The sequence below is a fragment of the Chitinophaga varians genome, from assembly GCF_012641275.1.
Taxonomy (GTDB): domain Bacteria; phylum Bacteroidota; class Bacteroidia; order Chitinophagales; family Chitinophagaceae; genus Chitinophaga; species Chitinophaga varians_A.
The window spans coordinates 890,095-903,953 of the sequence record NZ_JABAIA010000002.1; the positions used below are offsets into that span (position 1 = coordinate 890,095).

Consider the following 13,859-nt stretch of genomic DNA (forward strand, 5'->3'; position numbering starts at 1 on the left):
ATGAAAAAAGTATTTCTCGCAATTGGGCTGCTGGCCGCATGGCAGCAGCTGCTGGCACAGCAACCGGCGGACAGCGCCCATACGCAACTGAAACAGATTGTTGTCAGCGCACCGCGGATAGAAAAAGCGATGATGCACGTTGACCTGAAGAAGATTCCTGTAAACACTGCGCAGGACCTGCTTCGCAAAGTACCGGGACTGTTCATTTCACAACACGCCGGCGGCGGGAAGGCAGAACAGATCTTCCTGCGTGGTTTTGACTGTGACCATGGCACGGATGTTAATATCTCTGCCGACGGGATACCGGTCAATATTGTATCCCATGCACATGGACAGGGTTATTCAGATCTGCATTTCCTGATACCGGAAACCGTTGAAAGCATTGACTTTGGCAAGGGCGCCTATTACCCGGAAAAAGGTGATTTTAACACTGCCGGTTATGTGAACTTTGCCACCTATGACCACCTGGAAAACAGCCTGATCAAAGCAGAAGGCGGTTCCTTTAATACCATGCGGCTGGCAGGCGTGTTTAACCTGCTGGCAGATAAAAGCGCGGCTAAACGTAACGCCTATATTGCTACTGAGTATAACTATACCAATGGCCCGTTTGACGTACAACAGCAGTTCAGCCGTTTTAACCTGTTCGGCAAATACAACCAGTGGCTGAATGATAAAGACTATATTTCCTTCCAGGCATCCACTTTTACTTCCGGCTGGAACGCCTCTGGCCAAATCCCGGAAAGGGCCGTGGCAGAAGGGCTGATCAGCCGCTGGGGCTCTGTTGACCCAACGGAAGGCGGCAATACTTCCCGTACCAATGTCGCGTTGACTTACAAGCATCAGGCCAGTGCCGATGAATCGTGGCAGAGCTTTTTCTTTTACAGCCATTACCAGTTCAACCTGTATTCCAACTTTACTTTTTTCCTGAAAGACCCTGTGTATGGCGATGAGATACAGCAGAAAGACGACCGCAGCATCTATGGGTTTGAACAGCAGTACACGCATGACTATACTATCGGCAACAGCCGGCTCACATGGCAGTCCGGCGCCGGGTTGCGCCTGGATGATATCCGGGACCTGGAGCTGAACCATGTCTATCGTCGTGATACCTTGCTCAACAGGCTGGCCTGGGGCAGCGGCCGTGAAACTAACCTACACGCCTATACGGGACTGACCTGGCACACCGGCCATTGGCGCATTAATCCTGCTGTGCGGCTAGATCATTTTATTTTCAACTACCAGGACAAACTAAAACCTGCCGATGGTGGTCCGGGCGTTACCGCTACCCGCGTAAGCCCTAAGCTGAATTTTTCCTATTCCACCGGCAGTATGGCGCAGTGGTACCTGAAAACCGGTATGGGATTTCATTCCAACGATATGCGGGTGGTGATGCAACAGAACGGGAAAGACATATTGCCGTTTTCAGCCGGCGCGGACTTAGGCGTGGTGTTGAAACCAGTGCCTAACCTGTTAATCCAGCCAGCGCTGTGGTATCTGTACCTGCAACAGGAATTTGTATATGTAGGCGATGAAGCGGTGGTGGAGCCCTCCGGTAAAACGCGGCGTTTAGGCGTGGATGTGAGCGTCCGTTACCAGCCAGTAAAGTGGCTCTATCTAGATGCTGACGTGAACTATGCCAATGCCAGGGAGATAGGGCAGCCTAAAGGAGAGAACTACATACCACTGGCGCCGGTGCTGACCAGCACAGGTGGTATTGGCGTGAATCTGCCGATGGGCTTCTCCGCCAACCTGCGTTACCGTTATATGAAAGACCGGCCGGCAAATGAAGCCAACAGCCTCGTCGCCCGGGGATACTTCGTCAACGATCTGATGCTGGCGTATACACATCGCCAGTTCCAGTTTACCGTACAGGCGCAGAACTTGTTCAATGTGAACTGGAATGAAGCGCAGTTTGAAACCGAAACCCGCCTGCAACATGAATCCGACCCTGTGACGGACATGTGTTTTACGCCGGGTACGCCGTTTTACCTGAAAGCAGGTTTTGCTGTAAGATTTTAAATACTTCTCTTAATAACGGACATGCTTTAATAAAGCCTGAACAATATTCTGGCCCCGGGCTTCAGCCCGGGGTTTTCGTTTGTCCAAAAAAAGAATAATCCCCGTTTTTTAGGCTATTTCATAAAAAATCACTTACTTCACGTTAAAATGACGCAAACAGGTATGGCGAAATTATTTCACGAATACAAAAATCCATCATTGGCGGTAGACCTTGTGATATTCGGTTATCATGACAATACACTTTCCGTGCTGCTGCTCAACAGGAAAGAGGAGCCGTTTAAAGACTGCTGGACCCTGCCTGGTGGTTTTTTGCAGATGGAAGAAACATTTCTGGATACCTGTTATCGTATTCTGAAGACGAAGACAGGCATGGACGATGTGTTCCTGGAGCAATTGTATTCGTTCGATAATCCCGGCAGGGACCCGCGTGGCCGCGTCATCGCAGTGGGATATTATGCGCTGATCAATCCGGCCCGGTTCAATATTATCGCCGGCAGTATGGCCAACGACGTCAAATGGTTTGATGTGCATAAAATGCCGAAGCTTGGATTTGACCACCACGATATTTTCCAGCTGGCGCTGCAACGGCTAAAATCGAAGATCCTGTATGATCCTGTGGGCTTTGAGTTGTTGGATGAATTGTTCACCATCACTGAGCTGCACGAGCTGTACGAATGTATTCTCGAAACCACCATCGACCGCCGCAATTTCCGCCGCAAAATCCTGGACGCCGAATACGTGATCAACACCGGCACCAAAAGAGAAGGGCTACAGAACCGTCACCCCGAGTTATATAAATTCAATAAAAAACTGAAAAAGAACAGTTTTCAGATCAATGTTAATGTCTCATGAAACTAAAGACCGTTTCCTGGAAAAAGTTGCAGGAAACCTTACCGTCCTCCGGTAAACAGCTTATCGCCCAACAGACTGCCGATACACTGGTCGTGTACCAGGCCTTCCAACCCGCTATCGCCAACTATGCCGTTGCCCATCAGGCATTCGGCGGCAATGCCTACAGTTACGACCGTATGTCGTGGATCAAACCCAATTTCCTCTGGATGATGTACCGTTGCGGCTGGGCCGCCAAAGAAGGGCAGGAGCGGGTATTGGCTGTTCATCTCCCTAAAATATTTTTTGAAGAAATATTATCAAAGGCAGTCCCTTCTTCATACAAACCCTGGCTTTTCCCCGAAATGGACGCCTGGCAGTCCGCGTTAAAAACCAGTGATGTACGCCTGCAATGGGACCCCGACCATGACCCAAATGGCAACAAACTGGAGCGAAGGGCCATCCAGCTGGGGCTGCGCGGCGGCACCCTGAAGGAATTTGGCCAGCGGCAGATTGTCGCCATTGAAGATATCACAGACTTTGTAAAGGAACAGCACCTTGTATTGCAGCGTAATCCTGATGCCCTCGAGGTGCCGGAAGAAAGCCTGTACACGCTGGAAGATGCTGTTATCCGCAGTATCATTGATTTACATTAGACCAGTATGCTATGGAAAAACACAGCTACACCCCGGAGATTTTTACGTTGAAGAATTTTCTTTCCGCAGCAGAATGCCGTGGACTGATAGACCGAAGTGAGGCCATGGGCTACGAAGAAGCGACCGTGGACGTGGGCGGCGGGCAGCAACGGATGATCAAAGGTGTCCGGAATAACGAAAGGGTGTTGTATAAAGATGCAGCTTATGCTACCTTTATATGGGAAAGATTACGTTCCTATGCGCCGGAAGGCACCGACAACCGTACCGCGTGCGGCCTGAATGAGCTGTTCCGTTTCTATAAATACAGTCCGGGACAGCGTTTCAAGATGCACAAGGACGGCAGTTTCGTGCGTAACCGTTTCGAAGCCAGCCAGTATACCTTCCTGATTTACCTCAATGAAGGTTATACCGGTGGCAGCACTATTTTCAAAACAGGAGAGGAGGTGCTGCCGGAAACAGGGATGGCGCTTGTTTTTTATCATCCGTTGCTACATGAAGGCACGCTGCTGACAGCAGGTACCAAGTATGTGCTTCGGTCGGACATTATGTATAAATAGAAGGAATCATGCCTGCCACATACGTTATTGGCGATATTCACGGCGCCCTGAAAGCACTGAAACAGCTGCTGGAAAGGATAGGGCCGGAAAAGGACGACCGGTTTGTTTTTCTGGGGGATTATGTAGATGGCTGGTCTGAGTCTGCTGAACTGATACAGTTCCTGATGGAGCTGTCTGCGCAGTATACCTGCATATTCATTAAAGGCAACCACGATGCCTGGTGCGAGATGTGGCTGGCAGGCGAACAGCCGGTGGCCAGTTGGCTGCAACATGGCGGCAGGGCCACCGTGGCCAGTTATAATAAGCTGTCGGAAAAGGATAAGCTGCATCACCTGGCTTTCTTTAACCGGATGCTGAATTTTTATGAGGAGAATGACCGGCTGTTTATTCATGCAGGCTATGCTTCCATGCATGGCCCGGCGTATGAACGTTTCGAAGGCATGTGCTACTGGGACCGCACACTGTGGGAACTGGCTTTGTCCATGGATAAAAAGCTGAAAAAAGATGCCGTTAATTATCCCAAACGGTTACTGCTATACGATGAAATATATATCGGTCACACCCCTACGCTGAATTATGATGAGGAAATGCCCATGCACCGGGTGAACGTATACAACGTGGATACCGGGGCAGCCTTTACCGGCAGACTTTCAGCGATGAACATCGATACGAAGGAAGTATGGCAAAGCGATCCTGCTTACTTGTTATATCCTACCGAAAAAGGCCGGAACCCATGATGGTCCCGGCCCCACTTAAACCCTAAACTGAACCACTAGTATTCCGAAATAGGATAGCTGTTACAATGCCCGTCGCCATAGTTAGTGCGGCTGAATGCGCCCTGCGGTGTTTTGTTGAGCGTGATGCGGGATACCGGCAGGTATTGGGTTTCGCCGTAGCAAGACCATTTCAGCACCAGTGGGTTGGTGGCATTCACATCTGCAGATATCGGATATCCGTTGAGGTTACTTAACACCTTTAATCCAATATAATCCAGCTCATTGACGGCCGCTTCCACTTTCACCAGTGCTTTGCCATAGGCGTCCAGTTTGCTGGTTTTATCATTGCCTTCCGGGATAGTTGGATTAGGTGTTTCCCTTTTTTTACAGGAGAACAGCAGGCATAGCATTAACAGATAAAAAATTGTCCTTTGCATATTGGGGTGGTGTTATGACAGCAAAGGTAGAAAAGGAAGGCGGCAGGGTATCGGTAGTACTATCGGAAGAAAAAAATCAGGGAAAACACGTAGAAATGATTTGGGGATTTTCTGATTCAGTTCACTGAATCAAAAAATCCCCAAACAAGATAGTTTTTAATTACTGTACAACTTCCTGCATGCCTTGCATGCCACCGGCCATGTTCTTGCGTTTGAACAGCGTCATGTCCACTTTACCGAAGCGGTAAGCGAAGTTGAGGCGGATCATCTGCGGGTCACGAAGACGGTTGTAGTATTGTGTAAAGTAGATGCTTTCAGAATACTGGTCCATTTTACGGCTTCTGAAGATATCGCTGAAGCTCAGTGTCACGGAAGCGGCATTGTTTTTCAGGAAGCTCTTCTTGATGGCGGCATCCACGGCATAGAAAGAGGCAATGTAACCCTGTGAAGCGTTCTGAGACTGTTGCATGGAAGGACCGTCCTGTCTGCCTTTGTTGTCGTTAACAGGCAGGTTGGATTTGGACTGGTACAAGCCGGTCAGCTGTACTTCAAAATTGAGCGGCAGCTTGAAGGTGTTGTTCAGTTTGCCGAACCAGGCCCACCGCGCGTCTTGTGAAGGTTGTCCGGTATTGTCGGTATTGATTTTTGAATTATAGATGTTCACGTTGGCTGACAATGACCACCATTTGTTGATAGTGTTCATCGAGGTCAGTTCAGCACCCATGGCGTAGCTGGAATTGGCGTTGATGTAGGTGTTCACCAGCAGTTCGGCGCCGTTGGCCGGGTCGGTTTCCTTGGTGAGGAAGCGGGTGATCAGGCCGTTGGTATGTTTGTAGTACACGGTACCCATGAAGGTGTTATTACCTTTGAATGTTTTGAGGTAAGACATTTCCACGGAGTTGGTGAACTCAGGTATCAGACCGGGATTACCTTTGGTGATGTTCAGTTTATCGGTAGAATCGGTAAACGGAATCAGCTGGAAGAAATTCGGTCTGTTGATCCGGCGGGTATAGCTTACCTGCAGTTCCTGGTCATGTTTCAGCTTCTGGCTGAGGAAGATGGAGGGGAACAGGCTTACCGGATAATTGTTTTTGAACGTTTGTTTTACGTTGATCAGTTCACCGTTGTAGTCAGAGCTTTCTGCCCGCAGTCCCGCTTTATAGCTGAAGTTTTTGATGGTGTGGGAAACGCTGACATAAGCTGCATATACGTTGTCGGTGTTTTTGAAATTGTTGGACGCGCCCGGGATCAGTTTATAGTCGTTGGACGGATGATCGAACATGTAGTTGTTGAAGTTCGTCTCAGTGCGGCGGCTGGACATACGCAGGCCTGTTTCCAGTTTCAGCGTTTTGGTGAAAGGTCTTACGTAGTCAGTCTGTACCGTGATGAAAGAGATTTTACCGTTACCGAGTATACGTTGCATATCGGTGCGGTTGATAGCGCTGCCTTCGCCGTTGGCGTAGTAGTCAGTGACGTAGTCAGCGTTGTTTTTGCTTTTACCGCCGAAGTAGTTTGCGTCTACGGTCAGCTCTTCACCTTCGCGGGGGAACAGGTGTTTCATGCCCAGTACCAGCCCGTTAGCGTCGAACGCCATTTTAGAGTGGGAGTTACGTTCGCTGAACATATTCGTAATATCTTTTCCTCTGATAGTATCGGTGTTGATGGCGATGCTTTCTTCCGGTTTGAACTCACCATGTACTTTGATACCAGAGATGGAGAAGGTTGTGCGATTGGTGGCGAACCAGTCCACGCCTACTTTTCCGAATGCAAAGCCACCGTTTTGGCGGTTGGAGTTGTTTTGGAGAATGTGGGTGTTGGGATCGTCGCCAAAGTTGAGGCGGTCCGTGTTGCCGGTGGTGCGGCTTTTCATCTGGTTGCCCATAGCGCTGGCAGAGAAGTTGATTTTACCCTGGCGAGCGTTGAAGTCGGCGCCTGCATTCAGTGCGCCGCGTTTGTCCACACCGGCGCGGAGGTTACCGTTGTAGCCGGTTTTACGGTTTTTCTTCAGCACAATATTGAGGATGCCTGCGTTACCGCCGGATGCATCGTATTTGGCAGAAGGGTTGGTGATCACTTCCACGCTTTCGATCGCGTCTGCAGGGATCTGTTCCAGCGTGAGGGTGGTGGGGCGTCCATCGATGAATAGCTGCGGAGAGCTGTTACGCAGGGTAACATTACCGTCTATGTCTACGTTGACAGAAGGTACGTTTTTCATCACGTCGAGGGCGGTACCGCCTGTGCTCGTGATATTTTTCTCCACGTTGAACACCTTTTTGTCGCCGTCCAGCTGCATGATCGGTTTAGTACCGGTTACGGTCACACCTTGCAGCTGTGTGGTGCTGGAGGCCAGTTTGATGTTACCGAGGTCTTTATCGATCGGAGGGAATACGACAGGCTGGGTATAGGTTTTGTAACCGGTACCGGAAACCTGCATTTTGAGAGGTCCTCTGAGCGGCAGTTCGTCGAGGGCGAACTCACCATTGGCCTGGGAGAGCACGCCTTTTACGAGCACGTCTTTCATCTTTTTGGTAGCAGAGTCCATACGGCCCTGCAGAATGATAACGGAGGCATAGCCAACGGGCTTTCCTTCGGCGTCAATTAGTTTACCATATATATGTCCGATATTGCCCGGACCACCTTTACCTGCCATGCCACCTGGAGGCATTTTTCCACCCGGGGCCTGGGCGTGTGCTTGAGTCAGGAAAAGCACGAACATGAAAAACAAGTAGATTTTTCGCATTTTATATAGAATTCTGAGTGTACAAAAGTAGGCTTGCCAAATCGATTTTTCCGGCAAATGAGATGAGTGGTCGAAATTTTGATACAAAACCCGGTTTATCAGGGTTGATTTTTTCCGGCGATGGCATAAAGGGCATCCCGGTAGGTATCGCCAACGGGCAGCTCGATGTCCTGTAAAAACACGCTGTTTTTCCGAATGGCCGTGATAGCGGCCACAGAAATAATGTACGATTTGTGGATACGGATGAACCGGGCCGGCGGCAGCTGCTCTTCCAGGCTCTTGATGCTCATACGCGTGATCACTGGTTTGTTGGTGCTTTTCAGGTGGATTTTTACATAATCCTTCAATCCTTCGATCCAGACAATGTCAGAGAAGACAATTTTAAACAGGCTGTAATCCACATTGACAAAGAAAAAATCGCTTTGGTCGCGGGCGGCTTTGCCGGCGCTTCTGAGCTGATGCAGTTCGTTGGCCTTGTTGCAGGCTTTGACAAAACGTTCCAGCGACACCGGTTTTACCAGGTAGTCGGTCACGTCGAGGTTGAACCCTTCCAGGGCATATTTCTCATAAGCAGTGATCAGTATTACGAGCGGTTTGCTGGCCATGGACTGCAGGAATTGCAGGCCGGTAAGGCCCGGCATCTGGATATCGAGGAAGATCAGGTCGACCTGTTGCGTCCGCAGCACTTCCATGGCTTCAAAAGCGTTGTTACATTTAGCTACCAGTTGCAGATACGGCACCATACTGATGTTGTCTTCCAGCAAATCGAGCGCCAGCGGTTCGTCGTCAATGGCTATACATCTCATGGTGTATTGTTGATTTTGGCATTTAATGCAGGTCCAGCTGCAATGTTACGTAAAACCAGTCATCTTTGGAATTGATCTGCAATACGTAATTGTTTCCATAGAGCAGGTTGAGCCTGCGCTTTACGTTGGCCAGCCCTATCCCGCTGGTTTTATCTTTTACCTCTTCGGAAGCGTTGTTGTATTTATTCCGGACCGCAAAAAACAGCTTGTCGGCCGTGGTAAACAGGTTGATATCTATCTGTGCATGCATAATGAAGCCGGTACCATGTTTGAAGGCATTTTCCACAAAAGGTATCAGCAACATCGGTTCTATTTCATAGTGACTGTTGGGCACGTTCATTTCCACATTGATCTCCACATTTTTGCCAAAACGCTGCCGTTGCAGGTCGATGTAACTTTGCAGATACTCTACTTCGCGCTGGAGAGGCATTTTCTCTTCATCGGCTTCGTAGAGCATATAGCGCATCAGGGAGGATAATTTGATGAGGGAAGGCTCCAGCAGGTCGGATTTTTTACGTGCCAGCGACACCATATTATTCAGCACATTGAACATGAAGTGGGGACTTACCTGCGAGCGCAACAACGACAGCTCCGTTTTGAGGTTCTCGTTTTCACGGGCGCTGACTTTTCGCTCCATCAGTATCCGTTCGCGCACCATCTGAAACGCTGTGCTGGCGGACAAGATAAACAGGAAGGCAAAAACGGTGAAAAGGGTCAGGGGCTTGAGGTCTACCACGGCTTTTCCCAGGAAGAACCGTTCGAAGAAAAACCGCATGGCACAAAAAAACATAAAAACCAGGAGCAGCACACTGGTATATTCCATGGTCCGCTTTTGCTGTACCAGCTTGGGAATCAGGTAAAAGGCATTGGTATAAAAGAAGATGATCTGCGTAATATAAAATACCAGCAGGAAATAAAACCAGGAAGCCCGTTCTGCCATTTCCGCGGGAGATACAGGCTTCTCGTAGGTAGGGCGTAGCAGAAACGGGAGCGAGTACAGCAACGTCCACACCAGTGCATGTGTTGCAACAATCGCCCATTTGCGGTTATACCATTCTTTTGCCATGCCGCAATTTAGGGATTAATGGCGACGCCACAGGACAACTTGCGACCAACCTCGTGATTTCCACGATGAAGACAGGCTTCTGTCACCGTTTGGGCGAAAACCCGCTGGCGCCGCTCACTATGTTGGCTTTCAGCTCACTTAAGATAGAATACAGCCCGAAATAAGTGCGGTTAATATAAAGACTGTGCCGGGAGCCACGGGCCACTTTGGATTCCCTGACTTCCTTCATGTTATAAAGTTCGTCCATATACGCATAGATCTCATTGAAGTAGGCTTCGTCGCCGAAATCAAAATGATCTACGGTAAAGGGAAGGGTAAGCAGGTCGATCATGTGCTGGAAAAGGCCTGAGAAGAACTCCACTTCTTTGGGCGTATCGCTGGGATGGATCATTTCCAGGTTGGTATATATTTCGTGGCGGCGTTTTTCGTCTTTCAGTACTTCCTTGTCTGTCAGCAGGAAATAATTGTAATAGAAATCTTCCGGAATTTCTTTCACGCAGCCGAAGTCGAAAATACCTACGGTGCCATCGGGACGCATCAGGAAGTTGCCCGGGTGGGGATCGGCGTGTACCTGTTTGAGGTGGTGCACCTGGAACTGATAGAAATCCCACAGTGCCTGTCCTATTTTATTACGGGCGTCCTGGGACGGATTTCCCTGCAGAAATTCTTTCAGGTGCTGTCCATCGAGCCAGTCCATGGTGATGATCCTGTCGGAGGACAGTTCCGGATAGTACCGGGGAAACAGGAGGTGAGGAATATGGGCACATTCGCGGGAAAGTGCCATAGAGCGGGTCAGTTCCAGTTTATAGTCCGTTTCTTCCAGCAGTTTGCTTTCAATTTCTTGGAAATACTTGTCCATGTCCACCTCGTTCATACCTACAATGCGGAGGGCAAAGGGTTTTACGATGCGCAGGTCTGATTTTACGCTGTTGGCCACGCCGGGGTATTGTATTTTGACGGCCAATGCTTTTCCATCTTTCCAGGCTTTATGTACCTGGCCGATGGAGGCGGCGTTGGAGGCATGCATTTCAAATTTATCGTATAACTGTGCCGGCGACTTCCCGAGGGTTTTTACGAACGTGTTGACAACCAACGGTCCGGAAAGCGGAGGGGCACTGTATTGCGACATGGCGAATTTCTCGGTATAGGCTTTGGGCAGCATGCCTTTGTCCATACTGAGCATTTGCGCCACTTTGAGGGCGCTGCCTTTCAGGCTGCTGAGTGTTTCGTAGATATCGGCAGCATTATCCTGGTGGAGCGTCTCTTTGGTAAGAGACGGGTCCACCAGTTTACGGGTATAATGTTTAATATAATTGGTGCCTACTTTCAGTCCGGTGGTGACGAATTTTCCCGCCCTTTCCACTTTGGAGGTGGGAATATTGGATTGTTCTTTCATGATGCCTATTTCCGCGTAAAGATGAATTTGCCAAAGTCGAGCAGTGAGTCCAGTGTATTGGATTTTATCAGCTGGAAGCTGAGGTTTACCGCTTTTTCGATGGCAGCATCTGTCATTTCAAAATTGGCGCTGGTGTCGTTGAGCCAGTATTTCAGCACGAAAAGGGCCTGTACCCAGAAGCCATGTACATATTGGTCGGAGATGTATTTTCTTTCTTTGATTTCGTTGGAAGTATAGCCTTCCCTGATCAGTTCCCTTACATACGCGTAGAATGCGCGTTTGAAGGTTTCCAGTTTATTGCGGTAAAGGTCCGGCAGCCTGAATTGTTCCTTTTGTTGGAGGAAGTAGCTGCGGTCGTCCTTCAGTTTCTGTACCCAGAGGAAATAAAAGGCCAGCAGTTTTTCCTGCGCGGAATATTGCTGGTAGGTTTCATCGTCACGCAGTTGCGTGAGGGTATCTTCAAATACAGCCAGCCAGATATCTTTTTCGATGGCTTCCAGCGAAGCATAGTGCTCGTAAAAAGCGCTCTCACTGATGTCGAGCTGTTTGCATAGGCTATATACAGAAACAGGTGCTTTACCGTTTTCCAGCCAGTAGATTTTGTAAGCGTTACGGATGAGTTGTTTGTCCATGTGCAAGGATTTACTATTGTTGTAATACCCCGCCCGGGGCGGCCCGGAGGTTAATCAAGTACGGGGAAAACCACTGTATACAAATTTACGCTTTAAGCGATTATCAACTTTAATTTTAACACCACCTTTGCATTTTAGCATTAGTTATTTTTTTATTTGATCATTGAAAAGAATGTGTCAGGTCATTAAATAGTCAAATAAAAAATAACTAAATGCCAAAATGATATATCTTTGCGGCGTTATTCGTTTTTCTTATCTGTTAAAACGAACTACCCATGACAGAACATCTCCACATATCGCCCCTTGCAATTGTCGCCTAAAAGGCGGCCCTACCGGGTTATTTCCTGCATTTTTTAACACTGTTTTGAATGGTGATGGTATGCTATATTGGCCATACCTGAAGGATTCCTTTGTTGTCTTGCACAGGTTTGTAGCCTGCTGCGATGTTATTGCAGTGAAATAATCGGACAATCAAATATTTATTACCCCTTAATTACATACGTTTTGTCAGGTTTAAAAACAAAAGAACTGAGTAAAATCGGTTATACGGACGACCGGGCCAGGAGCCTGGTGATCAATATTATGGCGCGGCATTTCAAACATCATGATAAAGCCGCGATTATACAGCTGTTGACGGATATTAAAGAGCGTCCGGCTGAATTTTTACAGGATGAGGTGCTGGGAAAGATAGCGGCAATATTCGCCGATGTGCCGGAGGAGCGCCATTTTCAGTCATTTGACCTGCTGGAAACCACCGGGCAGCTGAAAGTGTACGGTGGCAAAGAGATAGAACAGGCTGCCCGTCAGCAGATGGAATTGGCCATGTCACTGCCGGTAACGGTACAGGGTGCGCTGATGCCTGACGCGCATATGGGCTACGGTCTTCCGGTGGGTGGCGTATTGGCCACGGAAAATGCGGTGGTCCCCTACGCGGTAGGTGTGGACATTGGCTGCCGTATGGCGCTTACCCTCTTCGATGAAGGGGAAAGTTTCCTGAAACGTTACAGTTACCAGCTGAAAACGGCCATGAAAGAATATACCCATTTCGGTATGGAAGGCGGACTGGAATTCCGCCAGGAGCATGCGGTGCTTGACAGGCCGGAATTCCGTGATACCGCATTGCTCAAAAGCCTGCATGGCAAAGCGGTGCGGCAGCTGGGATCATCCGGCAGCGGTAACCACTTCGTGGAGTTCGGGCTGCTGACGCTGGAAGAAGACAACTCCCTGTCGTTACCACCGAAGCAGTACCTCGCATTGTTGTCGCATTCCGGCAGCCGTGGTCTGGGCGCCGCTATCGCCCAGCACTATACGAAAATAGCGATGGACACCTGCAAGCTGCCGCGTTCGGCACAACAGCTGGCATGGCTGGACATGAACAGCGAAGCAGGGCAGGAGTACTGGTTGAGCATGAACCTGGCCGGTGACTACGCCCGTGCCTGTCACCAGCAGATACATCAGCACCTGGCAAAGGCCACAGGACTGAAAAGCCTGGCAACCATCGAAAATCACCACAATTTTGCGTGGGAAGAAACGCTGACGGATACACGGAAGGTGATCATTCACCGCAAAGGTGCCACCCCGGCGCACGCGGGCGAGCTGGGCATTATCCCCGGCAGCATGACGGCGCCTGCCTACCTGGTCCGTGGCAAAGGCGTGGAACAGGCGCTTTACTCCGCTGCGCACGGTGCCGGCAGGGCGATGAGCCGCTCCAAGGCCAGGGAGAAAATGACGGTGTCGGCATTAAACAAAATGTTGGCCAACGCAGGCGTAACCCTGATGGGTGGCAGTGTAGAGGAAAACCCGCAGGCCTATAAAGACATCGACCAGGTGATGAACGCACAGCACGAACTGGTGAGCGTGGAAGGGCGTTTTATGCCCGTCATCGTACGGATGAATAAAGAGTAGCCGCTCACGTTATATCCAGTGTAAAGGGTCGGGTCAGGGCACGATGCTCTGACCCGTTCTTTTTCCCGGGGTACTGGTAAATGTGAAAAAGAATATTTACT

Annotated in this window: 12 protein-coding genes; 6 read left to right on the forward strand and 6 right to left on the reverse strand. The window is 49.4% G+C overall.

The features are described 5' to 3' along the window. The 5 genes from HGH92_RS18310 to HGH92_RS18330 all read left to right on the forward strand — a co-directional run bounded on the left by HGH92_RS18310 (position 1) and on the right by HGH92_RS18330 (position 4,797). The gene (locus tag HGH92_RS18310) at positions 1-2,019 is read left to right on the forward strand and encodes a TonB-dependent receptor (RefSeq protein ID WP_168872203.1); all 2,019 of its coding nucleotides are present in this window, start codon (positions 1-3) and stop codon (positions 2,017-2,019) included. Positions 2,020-2,181: 162 nt separating this feature from the next. After that, positions 2,182-2,871 carry an NUDIX hydrolase gene (locus tag HGH92_RS18315; RefSeq protein ID WP_168872204.1) on the forward strand — a complete coding sequence of 230 codons (690 nt, stop codon included), beginning with the start codon at positions 2,182-2,184 and terminating at the stop codon, positions 2,869-2,871. Then, positions 2,868-3,503 (forward strand): DUF4291 domain-containing protein, encoded by a 636-nt coding sequence (locus HGH92_RS18320; protein WP_168872205.1) that lies wholly within the window; start codon positions 2,868-2,870, stop codon positions 3,501-3,503. Before HGH92_RS18315 ends, HGH92_RS18320 begins: the two co-directional genes overlap by 4 nt. An 11-nt stretch (positions 3,504-3,514) precedes the next feature. Next, entirely contained in the window at positions 3,515-4,060 is a 546-nt protein-coding gene (locus tag HGH92_RS18325; RefSeq protein WP_168872206.1) for a 2OG-Fe(II) oxygenase, read from the forward strand. 8 nt (positions 4,061-4,068) lie between these two features. Further along, a complete protein-coding gene (locus HGH92_RS18330; RefSeq protein WP_168872207.1) occupies positions 4,069-4,797 on the forward strand; it encodes a metallophosphoesterase family protein in 729 nt (242 codons plus the stop codon). A 35-nt stretch (positions 4,798-4,832) separates the two neighbouring features. Here HGH92_RS18330 and HGH92_RS18335 read toward each other — a convergent pair whose 3' ends face one another. The 6 genes from HGH92_RS18335 to HGH92_RS18360 all read right to left on the reverse strand — a co-directional run bounded on the left by HGH92_RS18335 (position 4,833) and on the right by HGH92_RS18360 (position 11,853). Next, complete coding sequence (locus HGH92_RS18335; RefSeq protein WP_168872208.1) at positions 4,833-5,213, reverse strand: hypothetical protein; 381 nt, start codon at positions 5,211-5,213, stop codon at positions 4,833-4,835. A gap of 160 nt (positions 5,214-5,373) precedes the next feature. Further along, positions 5,374-7,863 carry an outer membrane beta-barrel family protein gene (locus tag HGH92_RS18340; protein WP_247654973.1) on the reverse strand — a complete coding sequence of 830 codons (2,490 nt, stop codon included), beginning with the start codon at positions 7,861-7,863 and terminating at the stop codon, positions 5,374-5,376. Positions 7,864-8,051: 188 nt separating this feature from the next. After that, a complete protein-coding gene (locus HGH92_RS18345; RefSeq protein ID WP_168872209.1) occupies positions 8,052-8,759 on the reverse strand; it encodes a LytR/AlgR family response regulator transcription factor in 708 nt (235 codons plus the stop codon). 22 nt (positions 8,760-8,781) lie between these two features. Beyond that, positions 8,782-9,825 carry a sensor histidine kinase gene (locus HGH92_RS18350; RefSeq protein WP_168872210.1) on the reverse strand — a complete coding sequence of 348 codons (1,044 nt, stop codon included), beginning with the start codon at positions 9,823-9,825 and terminating at the stop codon, positions 8,782-8,784. 82 nt (positions 9,826-9,907) lie between these two features. Next, positions 9,908-11,221, reverse strand: a complete 1,314-nt coding sequence (locus tag HGH92_RS18355) for an ABC1 kinase family protein (protein WP_168872211.1) — start codon at positions 11,219-11,221, stop codon at positions 9,908-9,910. Between the two features lie 5 nt (positions 11,222-11,226). Continuing rightward, positions 11,227-11,853, reverse strand: a complete 627-nt coding sequence (locus HGH92_RS18360) for a TetR family transcriptional regulator C-terminal domain-containing protein (RefSeq protein ID WP_168872212.1) — start codon at positions 11,851-11,853, stop codon at positions 11,227-11,229. Between the two features lie 504 nt (positions 11,854-12,357). Here HGH92_RS18360 and HGH92_RS18365 point away from each other — a divergent pair. Next, positions 12,358-13,758, forward strand: coding sequence for an RtcB family protein (locus HGH92_RS18365; RefSeq protein ID WP_247654974.1), 1,401 nt, complete (start codon positions 12,358-12,360; stop codon positions 13,756-13,758). Positions 13,759-13,859 lie beyond the last annotated feature (101 nt).

Excerpts from the sequence above, each read along its gene's own strand:
- HGH92_RS18310 (WP_168872203.1), top strand. The coding sequence starts at position 1 with ATGAAAAAAGTATTTCTCGCAATTGGGCTGCTGGCCGCATGGCAGCAG.
- HGH92_RS18315 (WP_168872204.1), top strand. The coding sequence starts at position 2,182 with ATGGCGAAATTATTTCACGAATACAAAAATCCATCATTGGCGGTAGAC.
- HGH92_RS18320 (WP_168872205.1), top strand. The coding sequence starts at position 2,868 with ATGAAACTAAAGACCGTTTCCTGGAAAAAGTTGCAGGAAACCTTACCG.
- HGH92_RS18325 (WP_168872206.1), top strand. The coding sequence starts at position 3,515 with ATGGAAAAACACAGCTACACCCCGGAGATTTTTACGTTGAAGAATTTT.
- HGH92_RS18330 (WP_168872207.1), top strand. The coding sequence starts at position 4,069 with ATGCCTGCCACATACGTTATTGGCGATATTCACGGCGCCCTGAAAGCA.
- HGH92_RS18335 (WP_168872208.1), bottom strand. The coding sequence starts at position 5,213 with ATGCAAAGGACAATTTTTTATCTGTTAATGCTATGCCTGCTGTTCTCC.
- HGH92_RS18340 (WP_247654973.1), bottom strand. The coding sequence starts at position 7,863 with ATGGCAGGTAAAGGTGGTCCGGGCAATATCGGACATATATATGGTAAA.
- HGH92_RS18345 (WP_168872209.1), bottom strand. The coding sequence starts at position 8,759 with ATGAGATGTATAGCCATTGACGACGAACCGCTGGCGCTCGATTTGCTG.
- HGH92_RS18350 (WP_168872210.1), bottom strand. The coding sequence starts at position 9,825 with ATGGCAAAAGAATGGTATAACCGCAAATGGGCGATTGTTGCAACACAT.
- HGH92_RS18355 (WP_168872211.1), bottom strand. The coding sequence starts at position 11,221 with ATGAAAGAACAATCCAATATTCCCACCTCCAAAGTGGAAAGGGCGGGA.
- HGH92_RS18360 (WP_168872212.1), bottom strand. The coding sequence starts at position 11,853 with ATGGACAAACAACTCATCCGTAACGCTTACAAAATCTACTGGCTGGAA.